At 62.2% G+C, this 23,761-nt stretch carries 18 protein-coding genes; 6 read left to right on the forward strand and 12 right to left on the reverse strand.

What is annotated here, in order from left to right:
- Positions 1–39 precede the first annotated feature (39 nt).
- Positions 40–1,104: a class II fructose-bisphosphate aldolase gene (fba, locus tag C8K66_RS11920; RefSeq protein ID WP_003177554.1), complete on the forward strand. Its 1,065-nt coding sequence runs from the start codon at positions 40–42 to the stop codon at positions 1,102–1,104.
- Positions 1,105–1,253: 149 nt separating this feature from the next.
- Here the strand turns inward: fba and C8K66_RS11925 are convergent, their stop codons facing one another.
- Positions 1,254–1,919 carry a polysaccharide lyase family 7 protein gene (locus C8K66_RS11925; protein ID WP_046381787.1) on the reverse strand — a complete coding sequence of 222 codons (666 nt, stop codon included), beginning with the start codon at positions 1,917–1,919 and terminating at the stop codon, positions 1,254–1,256.
- 312 nt (positions 1,920–2,231) lie between these two features.
- Here C8K66_RS11925 and C8K66_RS11930 point away from each other — a divergent pair, with 312 nt between their 5' ends.
- The 3 genes from C8K66_RS11930 to C8K66_RS11940 are packed head-to-tail and all read left to right on the forward strand — an operon-like array spanning position 2,232 to position 5,197.
- Positions 2,232–4,337: a bifunctional diguanylate cyclase/phosphodiesterase gene (locus C8K66_RS11930; protein ID WP_108524897.1), complete on the forward strand. Its 2,106-nt coding sequence runs from the start codon at positions 2,232–2,234 to the stop codon at positions 4,335–4,337.
- A 43-nt stretch (positions 4,338–4,380) separates the two neighbouring features.
- Positions 4,381–4,881 carry a M48 family metallopeptidase gene (locus tag C8K66_RS11935; RefSeq protein WP_010207148.1) on the forward strand — a complete coding sequence of 167 codons (501 nt, stop codon included), beginning with the start codon at positions 4,381–4,383 and terminating at the stop codon, positions 4,879–4,881.
- Between the two features lie 19 nt (positions 4,882–4,900).
- Positions 4,901–5,197, forward strand: coding sequence for a helix-turn-helix domain-containing protein (locus C8K66_RS11940; RefSeq protein WP_017844949.1), 297 nt, complete (start codon positions 4,901–4,903; stop codon positions 5,195–5,197).
- 35 nt (positions 5,198–5,232) lie between these two features.
- Here C8K66_RS11940 and C8K66_RS11945 read toward each other — a convergent pair whose 3' ends face one another.
- On the reverse strand, positions 5,233–5,685 hold the full coding sequence (locus C8K66_RS11945) for a GNAT family N-acetyltransferase (protein WP_017844948.1): 453 nt from the start codon (positions 5,683–5,685) through the stop codon (positions 5,233–5,235).
- A gap of 202 nt (positions 5,686–5,887) precedes the next feature.
- Here C8K66_RS11945 and C8K66_RS11950 point away from each other — a divergent pair, with 202 nt between their 5' ends.
- Positions 5,888–6,625, forward strand: a complete 738-nt coding sequence (locus C8K66_RS11950; protein ID WP_046381789.1) for an ABC transporter substrate-binding protein — start codon at positions 5,888–5,890, stop codon at positions 6,623–6,625.
- A gap of 4 nt (positions 6,626–6,629) precedes the next feature.
- On the opposite strand, the gene yccS is transcribed toward C8K66_RS11950, so the two are convergent.
- The 10 genes from yccS to betI all read right to left on the reverse strand — a co-directional run bounded on the left by yccS (position 6,630) and on the right by betI (position 21,347).
- A complete protein-coding gene (gene yccS / locus C8K66_RS11955; RefSeq protein ID WP_108524899.1) occupies positions 6,630–8,813 on the reverse strand; it encodes a YccS family putative transporter in 2,184 nt (727 codons plus the stop codon).
- Between the two features lie 161 nt (positions 8,814–8,974).
- Positions 8,975–10,153, reverse strand: a complete 1,179-nt coding sequence (locus tag C8K66_RS11960; protein WP_108524901.1) for an NAD(P)/FAD-dependent oxidoreductase — start codon at positions 10,151–10,153, stop codon at positions 8,975–8,977.
- A gap of 150 nt (positions 10,154–10,303) precedes the next feature.
- Complete coding sequence (gene dbpA / locus C8K66_RS11965) at positions 10,304–11,641, reverse strand: ATP-dependent RNA helicase DbpA (protein WP_232566626.1); 1,338 nt, start codon at positions 11,639–11,641, stop codon at positions 10,304–10,306.
- A 131-nt stretch (positions 11,642–11,772) separates the two neighbouring features.
- The gene (gene mdtD, locus C8K66_RS11970; RefSeq protein ID WP_017844943.1) at positions 11,773–13,200 is read right to left on the reverse strand and encodes a multidrug transporter subunit MdtD; all 1,428 of its coding nucleotides are present in this window, start codon (positions 13,198–13,200) and stop codon (positions 11,773–11,775) included.
- Positions 13,201–13,235: 35 nt separating this feature from the next.
- A complete protein-coding gene (locus C8K66_RS11975; protein ID WP_017844942.1) occupies positions 13,236–14,126 on the reverse strand; it encodes an alpha/beta fold hydrolase in 891 nt (296 codons plus the stop codon).
- Positions 14,127–14,362: 236 nt separating this feature from the next.
- Complete coding sequence (locus tag C8K66_RS11980) at positions 14,363–15,679, reverse strand: TldD/PmbA family protein (RefSeq protein WP_108524903.1); 1,317 nt, start codon at positions 15,677–15,679, stop codon at positions 14,363–14,365.
- Complete coding sequence (locus C8K66_RS11985) at positions 15,679–17,121, reverse strand: TldD/PmbA family protein (RefSeq protein WP_046381792.1); 1,443 nt, start codon at positions 17,119–17,121, stop codon at positions 15,679–15,681. Before C8K66_RS11985 ends, C8K66_RS11980 begins: the two co-directional genes overlap by 1 nt.
- Before the next feature lie 204 nt (positions 17,122–17,325).
- The gene (gene betA / locus C8K66_RS11990) at positions 17,326–19,029 is read right to left on the reverse strand and encodes a choline dehydrogenase (protein WP_057003932.1); all 1,704 of its coding nucleotides are present in this window, start codon (positions 19,027–19,029) and stop codon (positions 17,326–17,328) included.
- 141 nt (positions 19,030–19,170) lie between these two features.
- Positions 19,171–20,643 carry a betaine-aldehyde dehydrogenase gene (betB, locus tag C8K66_RS11995; RefSeq protein ID WP_017844938.1) on the reverse strand — a complete coding sequence of 491 codons (1,473 nt, stop codon included), beginning with the start codon at positions 20,641–20,643 and terminating at the stop codon, positions 19,171–19,173.
- Positions 20,644–20,753: 110 nt separating this feature from the next.
- Positions 20,754–21,347, reverse strand: coding sequence for a transcriptional regulator BetI (gene betI, locus C8K66_RS12000; RefSeq protein ID WP_017844937.1), 594 nt, complete (start codon positions 21,345–21,347; stop codon positions 20,754–20,756).
- Positions 21,348–21,737: 390 nt separating this feature from the next.
- Between betI and C8K66_RS12005 the strand changes: the two genes are divergently transcribed.
- Complete coding sequence (locus C8K66_RS12005; RefSeq protein ID WP_256590918.1) at positions 21,738–23,672, forward strand: BCCT family transporter; 1,935 nt, start codon at positions 21,738–21,740, stop codon at positions 23,670–23,672.
- The last annotated feature ends 89 nt before the right edge of the window (positions 23,673–23,761 follow it).

Here is a 23,761-nt window from a genome sequence, read left to right on the forward strand (position 1 = left end):
TTGCACGATTAACGACCCTCGACCGGGAGAGACAACACAATGGCACTTATCAGCATGCGTCAAATGCTGGACCACGCAGCCGAGTTCGGCTACGGCGTCCCAGCCTTTAACGTCAACAACCTTGAGCAGATGCGCGCCATCATGGAAGCCGCTGACAAGACTGACTCCCCAGTGATCGTCCAGGCCTCGGCCGGTGCGCGTAAATACGCCGGTGCCCCGTTCCTGCGTCACCTGATCCTCGCCGCGATCGAAGAATTCCCGCACATCCCGGTGTGCATGCACCAGGATCACGGCACCAGCCCGGACGTGTGCCAGCGTTCCATCCAACTGGGCTTCAGCTCGGTGATGATGGACGGCTCCCTCGGCGAAGACGGCAAGACCCCGACCGACTACGAGTACAACGTGCGCGTCACCCAACAAACCGTGGCCATGGCTCACGCCTGCGGCGTATCGGTTGAAGGCGAGCTGGGCTGCCTGGGTTCCCTGGAAACCGGCATGGCTGGCGAAGAAGACGGCATCGGCGCCGAAGGCGTGCTGGATCACAGCCAGATGCTGACCGACCCGGAAGAAGCCGCCGACTTCGTCAAGAAGACCCAGGTCGACGCCCTGGCCATCGCCATCGGCACCAGCCACGGCGCCTACAAGTTCACCAAGCCGCCTACCGGCGACGTGCTGGCCATCGACCGCATCAAGGAAATCCACAAGCGCATCCCCAACACCCACCTGGTGATGCACGGTTCTTCCTCGGTGCCGCAAGAGTGGCTGGCGATCATCAACCAGTACGGCGGCGACATCAAAGAAACCTACGGCGTACCGGTTGAAGAAATCGTTGAAGGCATCAAGTACGGCGTGCGCAAGGTCAACATCGACACCGACCTGCGCCTGGCATCCACCGGCGCGATGCGTCGCCTGATGGCCACCAACCCGAGCGAATTCGACCCACGTAAATTCTTCGGCGCCACCGTGACTGCGATGCGCGATGTGTGTATCGCACGTTATGAAGCGTTTGGTACTGCGGGCAATGCTTCGAAGATCAAGCCGATCTCCCTGGAAGCGATGTACCAGCGTTACCTGAAAGGTGAGTTGAACGCTAAGGTGAACTGAGCCTCAAGCGTTTAAAAAGAAGCCCGCAGCGATGCGGGCTTTTTTGCGGCTGGAATTTGATCAGCTTGCAGGCGCGTAGGACCAGCACCGAGTCCTAAGGCTACACAGGGGAACGGCGTTTACCAGTGCTCGTAATGAGGCCAATCCGTTCACTCGTGATCAATATCCAACTTCGCAAACGTCACCTTCGCCCCTTCCTTGCTATCCCCGCTGTTGTCCTGCACATACGCCCCCGCCTTGAAATACAGCGGCTTGCTGCCCCAGGCCGCGCCAATGCGCTCGTTCCACTGCCCGTCGGCGGCTTCCACACTCAGCAACCCGGCTTTGTTGAGGTTGATCACGTAGGTAAAACTCTTCTCCAGCGGCACATTGGAGGCGACGATGATCACCCGGCTTTCATCGTCGTCCGGGCGCATGCGGACCTTGGCGACGATGTTGCCGGTCTGGGTTTTTTCCTTGAACTGGTATTCCACCTTGATCAAGGGTTTCTGGCTGTCGTAGGCGTGGATCTGGCCGATGACGATTTTCCCGGAGGAGGGCACCTGGTTGACGGCCAGCGTGGCGCGCAGATAATTGTCGGCTTCGGGGTAGGTCCAGTTGCGCAGGCGCCCGTCGGCGTAGGTTTCGCGCAGTTCGCTGCGGGGGTAAATGGCGTTCTCGGTACGTGTGCCGGTGACGGGTGTCCAGAATTGCACGTTGCTGCCTTCGGCCTGGAAATATTGGTCATTGAAGCCGCTCATCAGCTTCGGGGTGTCGATGGTCGCGGGAGGCGAGCCGACCGGAATGCTCAGGTTCCAGGTGGAAAGATCAATCATGGCGTAGGCCTTTTTACAGATAGGTATAGGCTTTGGCCCTTGGGCCAGACAGCATCTTTATAGGCGGTAGTCCGCCGCTTGTTAATGAATGCCTGGCAAGTTATTGGCGCCAAGGGAATGTCAAAAAGCCATGTTCCCCATGAACCGCGGGCTGCAGGGGTTGACCGTTAGTCGGCTTAGCAGTCTTTGGTGCGATGATGGCACCCGCTTCACTTCTGATTTTTGGGAACCAAGGCTAGAGTGAGACCTCAGTGCTTGCCCGGGTTTTCTGTCAGAACTGACCGGTGCGGCACCTTAAGGAAGAGACGTAGCATGGAATGCGCTCCACACCAAGGCGATGGCGGTTCGGTTCTTCTGGTGGTCGATGACTACCCGGAAAATCTGATTAGCATGCGCGCCCTTTTGCAACGTGATGACTGGCAGGTGGTGACCGCCGGTTCCGGCCTGGAGGCTCTGGAACTGTTGCTCCAGCACGAGGTAGACCTGGTGCTGCTCGACGTGATGATGCCCGGCATGGACGGTTTTGAAGTCGCCCGCCTGATGCGCGGCAGCCAGCGCACGCGCATGACGCCGATCATCTTTCTCAGCGCGAATGCGCAATCGCCGGCCGCCGTGCTGGAAGGTTATGCCAGCGGCGCCATCGATTACCTGTTTAAACCCTTCGACCCGCATATCCTCAAACCCAAGGTCCAGGCGTTGCTGGAGCAGCAGCGCACCCGTCGGGCGTTGCAGCGCCTGAGCCATGACCTGGAGTCCGCCCGCGCCTTCAATGCCTCGGTGCTGGACAACGCCGCCGAAGGCATCCTCGTGGTGAGTGATGCGGGCGTGATCGAGTACGCCAACCCGGCGATTTCGCGCCTGCTCAATGCCACGCACGATGAGCTCAAGGGCAAGGATTTTTTGAGTTTCCTGCAAAAACCCCATGTGCCTGCCTGGCTGGAATCGCAGATGTACGCCGGTTTCCGTCAAGGCCAAACCTGGCGTTTGCATGATGCGATCTTGCGTACCGGCCGCGGTCAGCAGGTGCCGGTGGCGCTCTCTTGTGCGCCGTTGCCCGCCGAGCAGAAGGCCATGGTGGTGACCGTGCTGGACATGTCCGAGGTCTGCCACCTGCATCAGCAACTGGAGTTCCAGGCGGTGACCGACCCGCTGACCGGGTTGTTGAACCGCCGTGGCTTTTACCAGGCCGTGGAAAACTCCCTGCTGCGCAGCGATCGCACCGAGCAGTCGCTGGTCTTGTTGTACCTGGACCTCGACGGCTTCAAACGGGTCAACGACTCGCTGGGGCATGACGCGGGTGATCGGGTGCTGCGCTGGGTTTCGGAACAGTTGCAGAGCTGCCTGCGTTCCTACGACATTCTCGGACGCATGGGCGGGGATGAATTCACGGCGTTGTTGGAGCTGGAGTTCCCCGAACAGGCGGCGAAGATTGCGGAAAAACTGATCGAGCGGGTGTCTGTTTGCCAACAGGTTGATGGCTTGGAGGTGATGCTCGGGGTCAGCATCGGCATCGCGACTTTTCCGGATTGCGGCTCGGACTTGGGCGGCCTGTTGCGTGCGGCTGACATCGCCATGTATGAGGCCAAGCGTGCGGGGCGTCAGCAATATCGCTATTACGATCAGGAAATGAACGGTCGCGCCCGCTCGCGGCTGATGCTCGAGGACAGCGTGCGCAACGCCATCCAGAACAAGGATTTCACCCTGGTGTACCAACCCCAGGTGTCTCTGGAGGACGGCCATCTGCGCGGCGTCGAGGCGTTGTTGCGCTGGCAGCACCCGAGTGTCGGCGATGTACCGCCGGGGCTGTTTTTGCCGCTGCTGGAAGAGGCGCGGCTGATCAGCCAGTTGAGTGCCTGGATCTACCACCAGGTCGCCGCCCAGCGTCAGGTGTGGCAAGCCATGTTCGAGGATGAACTGGTGTTGAGCGTGAGCCTGAGCAGCAGCCAGTTCAACATGCCCAACCTGGCGAGCCAACTGCAGCAGGTACTCGACCGACATGGGTTGCAGGGGCGCCAGTTGGAGGTGGAAATCGGCGAGGACAGCCTGATGCATAACCTCGAAGCGTCCGCCAAGCAGTTCAAGTTACTGCGCGCGGTCGGGGTACGCATCGCCCTGGATGATTTTGGTTCCGGCCACTGTTCCCTGGCCCATCTGCGCGACCTGCCATTCGACACGCTCAAGCTGGACCGCCAATTGGTCGCGGGCCTGCCGGGCTCGGCGCGGGATGCGGCGATGGCCCGCAGCATTATCGAGTTGTGCGGGCATTTCGGCGTGCTGGTAGTCGCCGAGGGCGTAGAGACGCTGGAGCAAGCCCAGTGGCTCAAGGCCAATGGTTGCCCGTTTGTCCAGGGGCCATGGGCGGCCCCACCGTTGATGGCCGGGGCGGTGGTCGACTGGTTGCGCGCCCGTTCCTGCTGAATTCGCTACACTGGCGCCCATTCGAACCCTGTTGCAGACCTCAATGACCGCGCTGAAATACCTCCAGGCCTATCCCGCTGCCCTTCAGGAGCAAGTGCGCCAACTGATCGCCAAGGACCAGTTGGGCGCCTACCTGGAGCAGCGTTACCCCGAACGTCACGCCGTGCAGAGCGACAAGGCCCTGTATGCCTACGCGCTGGCCTTGAAACAGGAGCACCTGCGCAACGCGCCGGCTATCGACAAAGTGCTGTTCGATAACCGCCTCGACCTGACCCACCGTGCCCTCGGCCTGCACACCACGATTTCGCGGGTGCAGGGCGGCAATCTGAAGTCCAAGAAAGAAATCCGGATCGCCGCGCTGTTCAAGGAGGCCGCCCCGGAATTTCTGCGCATGATCGTGGTACACGAACTGGCGCACTTCAAGGAATCGGACCACAACAAAGCGTTCTACAAACTCTGTGAGTACATGATGCCGGGCTACCATCAGGTGGAATTCGACCTGCGCGTGTACCTCACGTATCGCGACCTGCAGGGCAAACCCTGACTTTCCAAGGCGGTTGACCATGGATGTGAGCAAGACCAAGAGCAGCTTCTACCGTCGCCTGTACGTGGCGTATCTGATCGACAGCCAGCAGGCCAGCAGCGTGCCGGCGCTGACCGAGGTGACGGGCATGCCCCGGCGCACCGCGCAGGACACGATTGCGGCATTGGCGGATCTGGATATCGTCTGCGAGTTCGAGCAGGAAGACGGCGCGCGCAATCATGCGGGGTGCTATCGGATTCGCGACTGGGGCGCGATCGATCGGCGGTGGATCGAGGCGAATCTGGCGTCGATCAAACAGGTCTTGGGTTATCCCTGAGGCTTGGCGGTCGCTGGGCTGACGCGATGGGGCCATCAGGCGCGCCGCATGCCGATGTGCGGAATGTCGTCCTCAAGGTATTCCTCACCCGCCACCAAAAAACCATACCGCGCGTAATACCCCTGCAAATGCGCCTGGGCTGAGAGAAAGATCGGCGTCTCTGGCCAGATATCGTCAATCTGCTTGAGCGTTTCTTCCATCAGCAGATGCCCCAGCCCGGTGCCGCGTGCCATCGGTGCCACGATCACCCGGCCGATCACCACATCCCCGGCCTGGGTCTCCGGGTCCAGCAGACGCAGGTAGGCCACCAGGTCGTCGCCTTTCCAGGCCATCAGATGGTGGGTATCGCCTTGCAGGTCCTGCCCGTCGATGTCCTGGTAGACGCACTTTTGCTCGACAACGAAGACCTCGCTGCGCAGGCGCAGAATGGCGTACAGCTGCTCCTTGCCCAGGTCGTTGTGATGTTTGCAGACCCATTCGACTGTCATGGTGTGATTCTCTTGGAAGTGTCTGTCCCGGATAGTAAGCGCGGCGGGCACTTCTGTCTAAATCGGTTGTTTGGAACAGTGACGTCAATCTGCCATCATTGTATGCATTCAGCGGCGGGTTCTTTGTGTAATCTGAGCTACTGTTACATCCTCAGGTACCGCCTGAGCCAGGGCCACCGCCTGCCTGCCAAGGACTTTAAGCATGCCGCGATTTTCTCGTGCCGTTGCTTTGATTGGAATGTTGTTGCTGGCCCAGCCGGCGTTCGCACAGCGTCTGCGCCTGGTGGCGGATGCCTGGCCACCCTTTACCGATGCCACCTTGATCAATGGCGGGCTGGCTACCGATATTGTCAGCACAGCCTTGGCCCGCGCCGGTTATGCCAGTGATTTCGAGCAGGTGCCCTGGGCTCGCGCGTTGATGGGCGTCGGCGATGGGCGCTACGACGTGGTGGTCAACGCCTGGTATGACGAGGCCCGCACGCGCCTGGGGCAGTTTTCTGCTGAATACCTGATCAACCGCCTGGTTTTTATCAAGCGTCGCGACGATCCCATCGAGTTCCAGAACCTTGAGCAACTGCACGACTATCCCATCGCCGTGGTGCGGGGCTATGCGTATTCCGCGGCGTTCGACCAGGACACGCAGTTACAGAAAGTCCCGGTACACAACTTCGCCATGGCGGTGCGGATGCTCGTTGCGCGCCGGGTACGCCTGACGGTGGAGGACGAATTCGTTGCCCGTTATTACCTGGCGCAGGAGTCGGCGCGGGTGCGCAATGCGGTGGAGTTTTTGCCGCAGCCGTTGAGTGAAAACAGCCTGCATATTCTGGTCAGCCTGAAGAACCCCGAGCATGAGCAGATCGTTGCCGGTTTTGACCGCGAGATTGCCAAGATGAAGGCCGACGGCAGTTATGCGCGGTTGATGAAGCAGCACGGTATGTAGTGGCCTACGCCGCGCTGGTGTCTTTGATCAGGTGGGCCGCCAGGGTGCGCAACGGCCCCAACTGCCGGCAAATCAACGCCAGTTGCGTCTGCACCAGACGTTGCCCCTCATCGATCTCATCCGGCATCTGTTCCAGCTCCGCAGCCAAGGCTTCCTCGGCATCGCTCTGAATCGAGATCGGCTGTTTATTGGCCAGCCCCGTGGCGATTTCGTCGATGCTCGCCGCCAGGGTTTTCCCCGCGCCGTCGATCAAGTGCTCGCGCACGTCGGCCGGCAGTTGGGTTTCGCGGTGCGCGCCGAGCCCCGACAGGTAGCTGAGCAAGGTGTGGGACAGCACCAGGAAGCGGAAGCCCACGTCGGCCTCCTTACGGAACTGCCCCGGCTCCATCAGCATATTCGCCAGGGTGGTGGACAGCGCCGCGTCGGCGTTGTGCGCGTTGCGTCGGGCCAGGCGGTAAGCCAGGTCGTCGCTTTTGCCGGCGGCGTATTGCTGCATGATTTGGCGCAGGTAGATGCTGTTGCAGGTCAGGGTATTGGCCAGCACTTTGTTCAGGCGCCGGCCTTGCCAGTCCGGCAGGAACAGGAACACGGTCAGGCCGGCAATCACGCTGCCGATCAAGGTGTCGAACAGGCGTGGCAGGAACAGCCCGTAGCCATCGCCCACCTGGTTGAAGCAGAACAGCACCATCAGGGTGATCGCCGCGGTGGCCAGGGTGTAGCGGGTGGTGCGGTTGATAAAGAACACCAGGCCCGCCGCGATGGCGAACATCGACTGCACCAGGGCGCTGGGGAACAGGTCGAACAGCGCCCAGGCCACGGTGAGCCCGATGGCCGTGCCGATGATCCGCTGGCCGAGCTTGCGCCGGGTGGCGCCGTAGTTGGGCTGGCAGACGAACAGGGTGGTGAGGATGATCCAGTAGCCCTGGGAAGCGTGGATCGCATGCAGGGTGCCATAGCCGATGGTCAACGCCAGGGCCAGGCGCAAGGCGTGGCGGAACAGCAGCGAAGTCGGCGTGAGCTGGGTGCGCAGGCGCGTCCACATTTCCTTGAGGTTGCGTGGGGCGCGGTCAAGCAGGTTGCTGTCGCTGGCGTCGGCCAGGGCGTCCGGGTTGCTCGCGTCGCCCAGCAGGCGGTCGAGGGTCGACAGGTTGGCCGCCAGCGCACGCAAGGAACGCAGCAGGCCGCGCCAGGCCGGGTTGCTCTGGATGCGCAGGTGTTCCATGGAGGCGTTCAGGTCGCCCAAGGCTTCGGCGAAGCTGGCGTCATAGATGAACGGCTGGCGCAGTTGGATCGATTCGGCCAGGGCCTCGCAGGCCTTGCCTTGCTGGCGCAGCAGGCGCTGGCAGCGGAACAGCACATCGCTGTGGAAGAAGGCCTCGGCCAGGGCGTTGTAGGGATAGTGCGACGAGCTGGCGCGTTCGTGGATGTCCTGGGCCAGGAAATACAGCTTGAGGTAACGACTGACCTTGGAGCCCGGCCGGCCATTGCCGACGCGGTGCAGGATGATTTCCTTCGCCGCATTCAGCGCGGCCACCACCCGGCCGTTTTGCTGAGCCAGCTCCAAGCGGCGCGCTTCCACGTCCAACTGGCGGATCGGCTCGAACAGCGACGATTTGAGCTTGAGGTAATGCCCCAACTCGCGAAACAACCGCGCCAGGCTCTGCTGCACCGGCTGGTTGGAAAACAGCACCTGCCACAGCACCGACAGCGCACCGTACCAGGCGGCGCCGGCCACCAGCAGCAGCGGTTCGTGCCAGAAATCCGTGACGGCACCGCCGCGCTGGTCCACGCCGATCATGGTGTAGACCGACAGGATCAAGGTGGCCGACGCAATCGCGCCATAACGCTCACCGAGGGCGCCGAGCATGGTCAGGCCGAAACTCGCCAGGGCCAGGGCGACCGCGAAGGCCCAGGGGTAGGGGAACAACAGCTCCACCGACAGCGCGGCAATGCTGAAACACACCAGCGTCACCGCCAGGGCGTTGAGGCGGCCTTGCCAACTGTCGTCGGTCTCGGCCAGGGCACTGGCGATAATCCCCAGGAACAGCGGGATCAGCAGTGTCATTTCATCCTGATACCAGCACAGCGTCATGCTGCCGGTGAGGGCGATGAATACCCGAACGCTGTAACTGAATTTATCCAGTGCCCATAGGCGCCGCATGGACTGCTTGAACGAGGTCGATGACATGAAGGCTGGAGTCTTCCGGGACGATGCCGCTAAATTGAGCTATCAAGGACGCTGCGGCAAGGGTGGTGATCACATCACTGCACAAAATTTCTCCCGGGCACACTGAAAATCAAAATGTGGGAGGGGGCTTGCCCCACCTCCCACATTTTTACCGCGTTGTGTCAGACGTATTGCGCGGCGGCGTAGCCCGACGCCCAGGCCCACTGGAAGTTGAAGCCGCCGAGGTGGCCGGTCACATCCAGCACTTCGCCGATGAAGTACAAGCCCGGGCTTTTCAGCGATTCCATGGTCTTGGACGACACCTCCCGCGTATCCACGCCGCCCAGCGTCACTTCGGCGGTGCGATAACCTTCGGTGCCTGCCGGTACCAATTGCCAGCTCGCCAGTTTTTGCGCGATGTCGGCCAGTTCGGCGTGGGTGTACTGCTTCATCGGCTTGGACACGAACCAGGTTTCTGCCAGCAGGTTGGCCATCTTCTTGGTGAAGATTTCACCCAGCAGGGTTTTCAGCTCGCTGTTGGGGCGCTCGGCTTGTTGCTGTTGCAGCCAGGCGTGGGCGTCGTGGTCGGGCAGCAGGTTGATCTCGACCGTGTCGCCGGACTCCCAATAGGAGGAAATCTGCAGAATCGCCGGCCCGCTCAGGCCGCGATGGGTAAACAGGAGGTTCTCGCGAAAGCTCTGGCCGTTGCAGCTGACCAGGCAATCGACCGACGTGCCGGATAACTCGCCGCACAGCTCCTTGAGCTGGTCGGTGATGGTGAACGGCACCAGCCCGGCGCGGGTCGGCAGCAGTTCGTGGCCGAATTGCCTGGCCACCTGGTAACCGAAGCCGGTCGCGCCGAGGGTCGGGATCGACAGGCCGCCGGTGGCGATCACCAGGGATTCGCAGCGCAGCTCGCCCAGGGTGGTCTGCAACTGGTAGCCGCTTTCGAGCTTGGCGATGGTTTCGATCGAGGTGTCCAGGTGCAGGCTCACGCCGGTCTGGATGCACTCGTCGAGCAGCATGCCGAGGATGTCGCTGGATTTGTTATCGCAGAACAACTGGCCGAGCTTCTTCTCGTGGTACGGCACGCCGTGCTTGGCCACCAGGCCGATGAAGTCCCATTGGGTGTAGCGGGCCAGGGCGGACTTGCAGAAGTGCGCGTTGTGCGAGAGGAAGTTCGCCGGTTCGGTGTACATATTGGTGAAGTTGCAGCGACCGCCGCCGGACATCAGGATCTTCTTGCCGGCCTTGTTCGCGTGGTCGATCAGCATCACCTTGCGCCCACGTCCGGCGGCGGTCAGAGCACACATCAAGCCTGCGGCGCCGGCGCCAATGATCACAACTTCGGTCGAGCGCACAACGGTGTCCTCATCTATGAATCAGTACGATCCCTGTAGGAGCGAGCTTGCTCGCGAAAACCCCATAGACGACACGGGCTACCTGATAGCGCTGTGTGATCGTTGAGGTTTTTCGCGAGCAAGCTCGCTCCTACAAGGGTGGTGGGTTTTTTACAGGATCCGCACGCGCAGCGAGCGGCCTTTGATCTTGCCGTCGTTCAGGCGCTGCAACGCCTGCTTGGCGACGCTGCGTTCCACGGCCACAAACGCCTGGAAATCGAAGATCGCGATCTTGCCGACCTGGGCCCCCGGAATGCCGGCTTCACCGGTCAGTGCGCCGAGGATATCGCCCGGACGGACCTTGTCTTTACGGCCGGCGGCGATGCACAGGGTGCTCATCTGCGGCAGCAGCGGGCCACCGCTCTGTGGCTTGAGGTTGTCCAGTTGGTCCCAGTTCAGCGGCGACTTCTGCAGTTGCTCGATGGCCTGGGCGCGGTGCGCTTCGGACGGCGCCACCAGGCTGATGGCGATCCCGGTCTCACCGGCACGGCCGGTGCGGCCGACGCGGTGGATGTGGATTTCCGAGTCGCGGGCCAGTTCGACGTTGATCACCATGTCCAGCGAATCGATGTCCAGGCCGCGGGCGGCGACGTCGGTGGCGACCAGTACCGAGGTGCTGCGGTTGGCGAACATCGCCAGCACCTGGTCGCGGTCACGCTGTTCCAGGTCGCCATGCAGGCCGACGGCGGAGATGCCTTTGGAGGTCAGGTGGTCGACGGTTTCCTGCACTTGCTGCTTGGTGAAGCAGAACGCCACGCACGAGGCCGGGCGGAAATGCGCGAGGACTTTGGTGACGGCCTCCATGCGTTCTTCCGGCGAGATCTCGTAGAAACGCTGCTCGATCTGCTCATCGGAGTGAAACGCTTCGGCCTTCACTTGCTGCGGCGCGCGCATGAATTTCGAGGCCAACTGCTTGATGCTCACCGGGTAGGTGGCCGAGAACAGCAGGGTCTGGCGGCGGGCCGGGGTCTTGCTGATGATGTCTTCGATGGCGTCGTAGAAACCCATGTCGAGCATGCGGTCGGCTTCGTCGAGGATCAGCGTGTTCAAGCCGTCGAGCACCAGCGAACCCTTGCGCAGGTGTTGCTGGATGCGGCCCGGGGTGCCGACGATGACGTGGGCGCCATGTTCCAGGGAGGCGATCTGCGGGCCGAGGGACACGCCGCCGCACAGGGTCAGCACCTTGATGTTGTCTTCGGCGCGGGCCAGGCGACGGATTTCCTTGGCCACCTGGTCGGCCAGCTCGCGGGTCGGGCACATCACCAGGGCCTGGCAGCCGAAGTAGCGCGGGTTGATCGGGTTCAGCAGGCCGATGCCGAACGCAGCCGTCTTGCCGCTGCCGGTCTTGGCCTGGGCAATCAGGTCCAGCCCCTTGAGGATCACCGGCAAGCTCTGCGCCTGGATCTGCGTCATCTCGGCATAACCCAGCGAGTCGAGGTTAGCCAGCATGGCGGCGGAGAGCGGCAACGTATTAAAAGCGGTGGCGATGGTGGTCACGGGACTGGCTCTGCAAAAACAAAATGTCGCGCAGTGTAGCAGTCCCGTGGGATTTTCCCTGCAAGTTCTCGACGAGACGCCTGCTAGTGTTCGATGTCGTGTTCGCGGCTGCCGATGCGTTTGCCGTCTTTTGGCGACAGTTGCAGGAAGATCGCCGCCGCCAGCATTGCCATGATGCCCACGGTGAGGAAGGTCAGTTGGAAGGCGCCGAGTACCGTGCTCACACCGTCGTTGCCCGATTCGGCGGTAAACCCGCCGAGCAGCGCACCGGCGCAGGCTACGCCGAGGCTCAGGGACAGTTGTGCCACCACCGACAGCAAGCTGTTGCCGCTGCTGGCCTGGGCATCGTCGAGGTCGATCAGGGTAACGGTGTTCATCGCGGTGAACTGCAAGGAGTTGATCGCCCCGAGTATCGCCAGCATGCCCAGCAGCAGCGGGTAGGGCGTCTGTTCGCTGACCAGGCCCATGCTCGCCAGCATCAGGCCCAAGGCCAGGGTGTTACCGGTCAGCACCACGCGGTAGCCCAGGCGTTCGATCAACGGCCGTGCAACCGACTTGGCCAGCATCGCCGCCGCCGCCAGGGGCAGCATGCTCATCCCGGCCTGGGACGGTGAATAGCCCAAGGCCACCTGCAACAGCAACGGCACCAGAAACGGCAAGGCGCCGCTGCCCAGGCGTGCGAACAGGTTGCCCAGGATGCCCACCGCAAAGGTACGGGTCTTGAACAGCGCCGGCGCAAACAGCGGGTTATCGATATGCCCGGCGCGCAGCCAATAGGCCGCCAGGCAGGCCAGCCCGCCGAACAGCAGCAACATCACCCGCAGGTGCGGCAGGTGCAATTCGCCCAGGCCTTCCATGGCGATGGTGATCAACACCATCGCCGCGCCGAACAGCAGGAAGCCGATGCCGTCGAACCGCGTGCGCTCGCTGCCGCGCAGGTCGGGGATCAGTTTCCACACGGCGTAGCAGCCGATCATGCCCACCGGCAGGTTGATCAGGAAGATCCAGTGCCAGGTCAGGTATTGCACCATCCAGCCGCCCATGGTCGGGCCGAGCAACGGACCGAGCAGGCCTGGGATGGTGATGAAGCCCATGATCCGCACCAGCTCGGAGCGCGGATAAGCGCGCAGCACCACCAGCCGGCCGACCGGCAGCATCAGCGCACCGCCCAGGCCCTGGACCACCCGCGCGCCGACGAGCATGGTCAAGCTGCTGGACAGCGCGCACAGCAGCGAGCCGATGCTGAACAGCATGATCGCGCCAAAGAAGATTTTCTTGGTGCCGAAGCGGTCGGCGATCCAGCCCGACGCTGGGATCAGCAAGGCGACGGTGAGCATGTAGGCGATCACCACCCCTTGCATGCGCAGCGGGTTTTCCGCGAGGTCCCGGGCCATCGCCGGCAGTGCCGTGTTGAGAATCGTCCCATCCAGCGATTGCATGAAGAAGGCAATCGCGACCACCCAGGGGAGCCAGCGGGCGGTCTTGGCATCGAGAGGGGCGCGATTTGGCATGGGATCCCTTTTGTTAGGAGGCTATGTGTCGGCGATTATGCGCCATTCGTCGCTCCTTTTCCCACTGAAGGTTCGTCTACATCCGACAACATCGCGTGCTCGCCCACCAGGAAGTCCAGCAGCGCGCGATGTACCGCCCGCGCCGCTTCGCGGGACTCCAGGTCGAGCAGATGCCCGGTATGTTCGGCGACGGCAAAGCTGCTGCGGCCTACGTAGTGCTGGAACAGTCGGGCCTCGGCGGCCGGGGTGTATTCGTCCAGCGTGCCGTTGAGGAAATGCACCGGTGTTTCGATCCGGCTGAGCTGTGGCAGGTAGTTGCCATCGCCCAGCGCCAGCACCTGGTGGATATGAAAGCGCGCCTGGCGGTATTCGGTGGTGGCCATGTTCGACAGGTGCCGATGGTTATTGCGCTTGAGTCGCGGCGACAGGTATTTGCCCACGGTGTCGTTGAGCAAGTGGCCGACGGCGGATTTGTCGTCGGCTTCGATCAGCACGCGCACCCGCTCCACATAGTCGAGCATCGCCTGGTTGAGGTTCGGCGCCAGCGCCATCACCACCGAGCTTTCGATGGAGGGCGGGTTGTGTGCCAGGGTCAGCAGCGTGGAGATGCCGCCCCACGAGGCCGACACCAGGTGGTTGACCTGGAAGCGCTCCACCAGCGCCCGCAGGATTTGCACTTCGTCGTCCTTGGTCACCAGGTCCAGGTCGGTGTTGTGCTCGCGTGAATAGCCGGAGAACGGTAAATCGAACAGCAGCACATTGAAATGCTCGGCCAGGCATTTACTGGTGCGGGCGAAGGAGCGCGTGGTGGATAGCGCGCCATTGACCATCAGCACGGTTTTCTTTTGCGGATGGTGACCTAGTTGCTCAACATGAACGTTGTAGTGCTTGAACAGCTTTTCTATGACAAAACTTCCATGGTTCATGTCAATGCTCCAGCTTGCCTTTTCCCGGGCGAGGTCATGCATCACGTGCGGGCACGTGGGTTAGGTGGCGGGGTGCCACTAACCGTTATAACGGGGTTTTTTACAGGCGACAACCGGCCTTGGGCGGGCGGTGAGAGAGGTCTGATTTAGCTGTAGGACATGTCGAAACAAGGCGTCTGAAATCAACACAAAACAATGTGGGAGGGAGCCCCCTCCCACAAGCAGACTACTGTCGGTCAGAGGGTCAGGGTCAGGCGCTTGACCAATGCCCCCGGCAACAGATTGGACGCGGTGTTGCGCTGGCTGTAGGTACTGGCCGACAGCAACAGTTCGCGCTCTGCGGTCAGCGCTTCGAGTTGTGAGCCGAGCAGGCTGTAGACGCTGTCATCGAAGCGCATGGTGCTGACCGGCGCCTTGATCTCGCCGTCTTCCACCCAGAACGTGGCGAACCGCGTCATGCCGGTCAGGCGCGCTGCCGGCAGGTCGGAGTAGTTCAGGTACCACAGGTTGCTGATGTACAGCCCGGTGCCCAATTGCTTGAGGATATCGGCCTGGGCCAGGCTGCCCGCCGCCATCTGCAACGCGCTGGGGGACTCGTCGCTGCTGGCGCCGTTGGTGCTGAGGCCGTATTCGGCGGCGCTGCGCGAATTGACCAGTTGGCCGGCGCCCTGGCCGGCGTTGATCAGCGTGACGTCACTGCACGGGTAGCCTTCGCTGGAGAACGCCGGGCTCAGCGAGCCGCTGATGTGCTCATCCACCGTCACCAGCGTGCTCAACGCCTGCTCGCCGGCATACAGCCGCTGTAGCGAGCTGCTTTTGCTGGCGATGGCCTGGGCGGAAAAACCGCCCCAGGTGATGATGCTGATGATTTCTTCCAGGGCTGCCGGCGCCAGGTAGGCGCGGTACTCGCCGGGCGCCAGCTTGTGCAGTGGCCGTCCGAGGAATTTCAGCTGTTCGCGAGCCTGCTGGAAGCGGCGGGCGAACTCGGCGCTGTTCCATTCATTGCCGGCGTAACTGGCTTTGACCGCTTCGCCGTTGGCGTGGAACAGGCTGAAGTCGAAGTTGAAACTATTGGCCTGATGCCAGCCGAACGCGCCGTCCGAACTGGCGAAGCCACGGCTGATCGGGCCAGCGGCGTAGAAACCGACCAGATCGACGCCGTGTGCCGCCTGGCTGATGTCTCCCAGCACCTGGCCCAGCTCGGGCAGCGGCCGGGCCTGTTCGTTTTGGCTCTGCCACGCGTTGTGGTTCAGCAACAGGTACGGATCGTGCGGCAGCAATGGCAAGGTTTCGCGCAGCTGTTGCAGGCCAGCGGCGAGGCGCTGGCGGTCCAGCGCCGGCTCGCCGCCGAGGGTGATGCCGAGGTCGGCGTGGCGGCCATCGTTGATCAGTTTGAGGGTCAGGCTGGCCTGTTGCACCTGCCCGGCCTGACGCACCTTGGCGTGGTTGAAACGCACGAATTCGGAAGATTCCGCGGCGTAGCCCAGGTGAAATTGTTCTTTGTCGGTGAGGGCCTGCTTGAGCCACTCCACCAATGCCTTGAAGTTGTTCATCAGGCGTCTCCCCCAAATACGTCGACATGGCTGAATACACAGGCGGGCGAGGCATGGCCGACGCGGATCACCTGGTTGGGCTCGCCTTTGCCGCAGTTCGGCGTGCCCAACACCTGGAAGGTGCTGGCGTCGCCCACGGCGCTGAGCTTGCGCCAGAACTGCGCGGAAATGGCGCGGTAGTTGGGGTTTTTCACCACGCCTTTGAGTTCGCCGTTTTCGATCAACTGGCCCCATTCGCAACCGAATTGGAATTTATTGCGCGCGTCGTCAATGGACCACGAACGGTTGGTCGACATCAGGATGCCGTGTTCGATGCCGCCGATCAGTTGCGCCAGGTTCTGGTCGCCGGCCTCGATGTTCAGGTTGGCCATGCGGTCGATCGGCGGGCGGTTCCAGCTGCTGGCGCGGCTGTTGGCGACGCCGCTCATGCCCGCGCGAAATTGCGACAACGCCCCGCCCAGCGGTTTGAGCAGCAGCCCCTCGCGGATCAGGAATTGTTTGCTGGCCGGGGTGCCGTCGTCGTCGTGGCCGTAGCTGGCCAGTTGTTCGGGGATGTCCGGGTCGAAGGTCACGTTGAGCAGCTTGGAGCCGTATTGCAGGTGGCCGAAGTCGCTGGCCTTCACAAAACTGGTGCCGGCGTAATTGCGCTCGTCACCGAGGATGCGGTCGAGTTCCAGGGGATGGCCGATTGATTCGTGGATCTGCAGGATCATCTGGTCGGGCATCAACAGCAGGTCGCGCGGGCCCTGCGGCGTGTTTGGCGCCAGCAGCAGTTGCAGGGCTTCGTCGGCGATGCGCGGCGCGGCGCCGACCAGGCCGAAGCGCTCGATCACATCAAACCCGCCTTGCTGGCCGAAGTTACTGCCGCCGAGGGTGCGCGACTGGCTGTCGTTGCCGTCGTAGGCCGTGACGTTGACGCCAGGGAACACAAAACGCTGGGCCTGGCGCAGTTCCGCGCCGGCGCTGTTGAGGTAGATCTGTTCGACGTGGCTCAGGCCGAGGCTGACTTCCCAGTTCACCAGGCGCTCGTCCCGGGGCACGGCTGCGGATTCAGCGCCGAGCAATTGGTAGCAGTCGCTCAAGGAGGGGAAGGCTTGCTCAAGGTGGGGCGACAGGTAATCGGCGACGTCGCTGGACACGTGTTGCTCGCGCAGGTCGAGCAGGGCGTGGGGTTTTATCAGGCGTGCTTGCTGTTCGGCACGCTCGAGCGCGGCTTGCAGGCCGGGCAGGGAAATATCGTGGGTCGCGGCGTAGGTTTCGACACCGTTGACGCGCACGGTGAGCATGGCGCCTTCGTCGTGGTTCAGGTGCGGCGGTGCGGCGACGTTCTTGCGCACCGACAGGTAGTGGCCGGATTCGCGCACATAACGCAGGGAGAAAAACTCGGCGGTGGTGCGCAGGGCACTGAAATGCTTTTTGAGTGTGGCGTGGTGTTCGAACATGGGGCCTTCCTTGTGGGCGGCTCAGCGCGGGCAGACGAACAGAGTAGGCCTGGGCTGGGGAGCGGATCAAGGAGAGTGTAGGCGTAAGGTTTGCGGTGTTGGGTCGGGCCCTATCGGGGGCAAGCCCCTCCCACACTTCGATTTGTGAATACATTCAAAATGTGGGAGGGGGCTTGCCCCCGATAGGGCGATACGGTCTTCCAGTTACTGCGCAGTCGGCCCCACTTCACGCATCGGCTTGCCCCGCACCGGCGCATCGCCTGCCACGTAGTAGTCTGCGGTGCTGCGCGGTAGTGGCTTGCGGCCACGGATCTTGTCGGCGATTTTCTCGGCGATCATGATCGTCGGCGCGTTCAGGTTGCCGGTGGTGATGATCGGCATGATCGACGCATCGACCACCCGCAGGCCCTGCATGCCATGCACGCGGCCTTCGCCATCCACCACGGCCATCTCGTCGTTGCCCATCTTGCACGAGCAGGATGGGTGGAACGCGGTCTCGGCGTGTTCGCGGATGAACTGGTCGAGTTGCTCGTCGGTTTGCACCTCGATGCCCGGGCTGATTTCGCGGCCACGGAACGGGTCGAGCGCCGGCTGCTGCATGATTTCGCGGGTCAGGCGGATGCCATCGCGAAATTCCTGCCAGTCCTGCTCGGTGGCCATGTAGTTGAAGAGAATGCTCGGGTAGTCCCGTGGGTTCTTCGACTTCAATTGCACGCGGCCACGGCTCGGCGAACGCATGGAGCCCATGTGCGCCTGGAAACCATGCTCTTTCACGCCGTTGCTGCCGTTGTAGTTAATCGCCACCGGCAGGAAGTGATACTGGATGTTCGGCCAATCGAAGTCTTCCCGGGTACGGATAAAACCGCCCGCTTCGAACTGGTTGCTGGCGCCGATGCCGGTGCCGTTGAACAGCCACTCGGCACCGATGGCCGGTTGGTTGTACCAGAGCAGCGACGGGTACAGCGACACCGGTTGGGTGCAGGCATATTGCAGGTACAGCTCAAGGTGGTCCTGCAGGTTTTCGCCGACGCCGGGCAGGTCGTGGACCACCGGGATGTCGAGGCTTTCGAGCAGTTTGGCCGGGCCGACGCCGGAGCGTTGCAGCAGTTGCGGCGAGGCGATGGCGCCGCTGCACACCAGCACTTCTTTACGCGCACGGGCTTCGACGCGTTCTTCGGCGGCGCCGATCAGGTAACGCACGCCGACCGCACGCTTGCCTTCGAACAAGACTTTGTCGGTCAAGGCATGGGTGACGATGGTCAGGGTGGAACGCTTTTTAGCCGTGTCCAGATAACCGCGCGCAGTGCTGGCGCGCCGTCCGTTTGGCGTGACGGTACGGTCCATCGGGCCGAAGCCTTCCTGCTGGTAGCCGTTCAAGTCTTCGGTGCGCGGGTAACCGGCCTGTACGCCGGCTTCGACCATGGCGTGGAACAGCGGGTTGTTGCCGGCCTTGGGCGTGGTCACGCTGACCGGGCCGTCGCCGCCGTGGTAGTCGTTGGGGCCGATGTCGCGGGTTTCGGCTTTACGGAAATACGGCAGGCAGTCGAGGTAGGTCCAGTCTTCCAGGCCGGGCAGTTTCGACCAGTTGTCGTAGTCCATGGCGTTGCCACGGATGTAGCACATGCCGTTGATCAGCGAGGAACCGCCCAGGCCCTTGCCGCGCCCGCATTCCATGCGACGGCCATCCATGTGCGGCTCTGGATCGGTCTCGTAGGCCCAGTTGTAGCGACGACCCTGCAGCGGGAACGCCAGGGCGGCGGGCATCTGGGTGCGGAAGTCGAGACGGTAATCCGGGCCGCCGGCTTCCAGCAGCAGGACGGTGACGCCTTCGTCTTCGGTCAGACGGGTCGCCAGGGTGTTACCGGCGGAGCCGGCACCCACAATGATGTAGTCGTATTCTTGGGACATTGAATGCACCCTCTTTGAAGTGTGGTCAGGTCGGGCCTCATCGGGGGCAAGCCCCCTCCCACCTTTGAAGGTATTCACAATTCAAATGTGGGAGGGGGCTTGCCCCCGATAGCGGCCTCACAGGCAACGCAAGGCCCAGGCTTAGAACACCGAGGCGTAATCGCCCAACTCGACCTGTACCGATTTGATGCGGGTGAAGTTGTTCAGCGAGCTGATCCCGTTCTCACGGCCCACGCCCGACTGTTTGTAGCCACCGACCGGCATTTTCGCGTCGGACTCGCCCCAGGCATTGATCCAGCAGATGCCCGCTTCCAGTTGATGAATCACGCGGTGGGCGCGGTTCAGGTCCTTGGTCACCAGGCCGGCGGCGAGGCCGAAGTCGGTGTCGTTGGCGCGGCGGATCACTTCTTCTTCAGTCTCGTAGGTGAGGATGCTCATCACCGGGCCGAAGATTTCTTCACGGACGATGGTCATTTCGTCGGTGCAGTCGGTGAACACGGTCGGGGCAACAAAGGCGCCTTTGGCGAAGTCGCCGTCGGTCAGGCGGTCGCCGCCGCACAGCACGCGAGCACCTTCGGCCTTGCCCTTGGCGATGTAGCCGAGCACGCTTTCCATGTGGGCGAAGCTGACCAGCGGGCCGAAGTTGGTGTTGTCGTCCTGCGGGTCGCCGATGCGGATGCGCGCAACACGTTCGGCGATCTTGGCTTCGAACGCGGCTTGCAGGTGCTTGGGCACGAACACGCGAGTACCGTTGGTGCAGACCTGACCGGAGCTGTAGAAGTTGGCCATCATCGCGATGTCGGCGGCGCGGTCCAGGTCGGCGTCTTCGAACACGATCAGCGGCGATTTGCCGCCCAGTTCCATGGTCACTTCCTTGAGCGAAGAGCTGGAGGCGCTGGCCATGACTTTCTTGCCGGTGTCGGTGCCGCCGGTGAACGAGACTTTCTCGATGCGCGGGTGCTCGGTCAGCCAGGTGCCGACTTCGCGGCCGCTGCCGGTCAACACGTTGAACACACCGGCCGGAACGCCGGCTTCGGTGTAGATCTCCGCCAGTTTCAGGGTGGTCAGCGAGGTGACTTCGCTGGGTTTGAAGATCATCGCGTTACCGGCGGCCAGGGCCGGTGCGGATTTCCACAGGGCGATCTGGATCGGGTAGTTCCACGCGCCGATACCGGCGACCACACCCAGCGGCTCGCGGCGGGTGTAGACGAACGAGGTGTCGCGCAGCGGGATCTGCTCGCCTTCGATGGCTGGCACCAGGCCCGCGTAATATTCCAGCACGTCGGCGCCGGTGACGATGTCGACGTACTTGGTTTCGGAGAAGGATTTACCGGTGTCCAGGGTTTCCAGGGCGGCCAGTTCGTCATTGCGCTCGCGCAGGATGTCGACGGCACGACGCAGGATGCGCGAACGCTCCATGGCGGTCATGGCGGCCCAGATTTTCTGGCCTTTTTCAGCGCTGACCACGGCACGTTCAACGTCATCGAACGTTGCGCGTTGCACTTGGGCGAGAACTTCACCGTTAGCCGGGTTGATGGCTTCGAAGGTGGCATCGCTGCCAGCGTCGCTGTAGCCGCCGTCAATGTAGAGTTTTTGCAGGTCGAAACGGGCCATAAAGTCCTCGCAAGTGCATAAGTGGTTGGCGTTAACCACTGAGGGGTGGCCAATAAGAGTCTGGCAACACCGATCAGTGGAGGTTCAGGGGTTGAGCGGTTATGTGTGCTCTAACTCACCTGCTTGGCCAATTGGAAATCCATGTATTCGTAAGCGATCCGTTGCGCCTGCGCCGTGTCGAACTCATCTCCCGACAGGGCGCCGCGCAACCACAAACCGTCGATCAAGGCCGCCAGGCCTCGGGCTGCGCTGCGTGCATCCGGCAGCGGCAACACGCGGCGGAACTGGCAGCACAGGTTGGAATACAGGCGGTGATCGTTGATCCGCTGCAACCTGTGCAAAGACGGGTGGTGCATGCTGGTCGCCCAGAAGGCCAACCAGGTTTTCATTGCCGGGCCGTTGACCTGGCTGGCGTCGAAGTTGCCGCCGATGATCACTTGGAGGTGCGCCCGTGGCGTGTCCTCCGTCAACGCTTGTCGCCGTTCGTGGACGTTCTCGATCAGCACATTCATCAAGTACCGCATCGTGGCCGCGATCAGGCCGTTCTTGTCCTTGAAGTAGTGACTGATGATGCCGTTCGAAACGCCGGCCAAACGGGCGATCAGCGCAATGCTGGCATCTCCCATTCCGACTTGATCGATGGCCGTCAGCGTGGCTTCGATCAGTTGTTGGCGGCGTATGGGTTGCATACCGACCTTGGGCATGGAGTACCTCTCCTCAGGCCTGCCGGCGGGCGATGACGTCCGTCGACTCGATGGCCAGTCTATTTTGTTTTGATTGAACGTTCAATCAACAAAGAATAAGCTCTGCGACAAATGGTCGCTGCCTGCCGGTATTTCCTACAGGTAGGTGGCGACATCTGACACCTGTGAAAACCCTTGAAACAGGCCATTTCAGAGCCTGAACACCGCTTCGGCGGGCTCAAGAATTTTCGGGGTGTCTTTATAACACCCGTCCGTCGACTGCCGAAAAATCGATGAGCACGGGATCACCGCTGCCTTGTGTTTCTCTCTCGCACTGCCTGGAGCATCTGCGCCATGAGTTCTGCCTCTCTAATAAAAACCCCACCGGAAAAGGTGCGGGTCAACGGTTGGGTGTTCTACACCTCCACCGCACTGATTCTGTTGCTGACCGCCATTTTGATCGTCGCCCCGCAAGAGGCCGGCCGGATGCTCGGCGTGGCGCAGGCGTGGTTATCGAAAAGCTTCGGCTGGTACTACATGCTGGTGATCGCCGCCTACCTGGTGTTCGTGGTCGGCCTGGCGTTTTCGTCCTACGGCAAGCTGAAGCTGGGCAGCAAGGACGACACCCCGGACTTCAGCTACGGCGCCTGGGCCGGCATGCTGTTTTCGTCGGGTATCGGCATCTCGTTGCTGTATTTCGGCGCATCGGAGCCGTTGGACCATTACTTCAACCCGCCCGAAGGCGCGGCCGCCAGCAACGGCGCGGCGCGCCAGGCGCTGCAATTGACCTTCCTGCACTGGGGCCTGCACGGCTGGGCGATCTATGCGCTGGTCGGCCTGGCCGTGGCGTACTTCGCGTACCGCCATAACCAGCCACTGGCCCTGCGCTCGGCGTTGTACCCGCTGGTGGGCGAGCGTTGGGTCAAAGGCGCGGCCGGCCATGCGGTGGACGGGTTCGGCATGTTCGTGACCCTGCTGGGCCTGGTGACCAACCTCGGTATCGGCGCGATGCAGGTGTCGTCCGGCCTGGAAAACCTGTTTGGCATGCAGCACAGCAACACCAACCTGCTGATCGTGATCATCGTGATGAGCACTGTGGCGACCATTGCCGCCGTGTCGGGGGTGGAGAACGGCATTCGTCGCCTGTCCAACCTCAACATCGTGTTGTTCAGCGGTTTGCTGATCTTCGTGCTGTTGTTCGGCCCGACCCTGCACCTGCTCAACGGCCTGGTGCAGAACACCGGTGACTACCTCAACGGCATCCTCCTGAAAACCTTCGACCTGTATGTGTACGAAGGCGACGCCGACAAGACCGAACGCTGGATGGGCCTGTGGACCCTGTTCTACTGGGCCTGGTGGATTTCCTGGGCGCCGTTCGTGGGCATGTTCGTCGCACGGATTTCCCGGGGTCGCACGGTGCGTGAACTGGTGGCCGGCGTGCTGCTGATCCCGCTGGGCTTCACCCTGGCGTGGTTGTCGATCTTCGGTAACTCGGCGCTGGACCTGGTGTTGAACCAGGGCGCGGTGGCGTTGGGCAAGACGGCGCTGGAACAACCGTCGATGGCCATCTACCAATTGCTGGAGCATTACCCGGCGTCGAAAATCGTCATCGGCGTGTCGATCTTTGTCGGCTTCGTGCTGTTCCTGACCCCGGCGGACTCCGGCGCGGTGATGATGGCCAACCTGTCCTGCAAAGGCGGCAACGTGGACGAAGACGCGCCGCACTGGCTGCGGATCTTCTGGTCGGCGGTGATCACCCTGGTGACTATCGGCTTGCTGTTTGCGGGTAACTTCGAAGCCATGCAAACCATGGTGGTGCTGGCGGGGCTGCCGTTCTCGGTGGTGCTGATTGTCTTTATGTTCGGTTTGCACAAGGCGATGCGCCAGGACATGGCGACGGAACTGGAGCAGGCGCAATTGGCCGAGCGTGGCCGTCGTGGTTTCAGCGAGCGCTTGACCGCCCTGGACCTGCAACCGAGCCAGGCCACGGTGCAGCGCTTTATGGACAAGCACGTCACGCCGGCGCTGGAAGACGCGACGAAGGCGTTGCGCGACCAGGGGCTGGATGTGCAGACCCTGTTGGGCAAATCCAAGCGTTGCATCGGCGTGCGTATCGAGATGGAAGAGGGCAACCCGTTTGTCTACGAAGTGAGCCTGGACGGCTACGCGGTGGCGTCGGACGAACTGCCCGAGGCGGAGCGCGCCCGTTACTACCGGGCCGAGGTGTACCTGCACAACGGGCCTCAGGAGTACGACCTGATGGGCTTCGCCCAGGAACAGATCACCCGGGACGTGCTCGATCAGTTTGAAAGCCATCGGCAGCTCCTTGGCCGTGTCTATAGCTGATGGTTGAAGCCTGGTGGTGTCCCCACTGACACCACTGGGGCAAAAAATGTGGGAGGGGGCTTGCCCCCGATTGCAGTGTGTCAGTCAGC

Origin of the sequence: Pseudomonas sp. GV105 (assembly GCF_003058185.1) — a bacterium.
Lineage (GTDB): Bacteria > Pseudomonadota > Gammaproteobacteria > Pseudomonadales > Pseudomonadaceae > Aquipseudomonas > Aquipseudomonas veronii.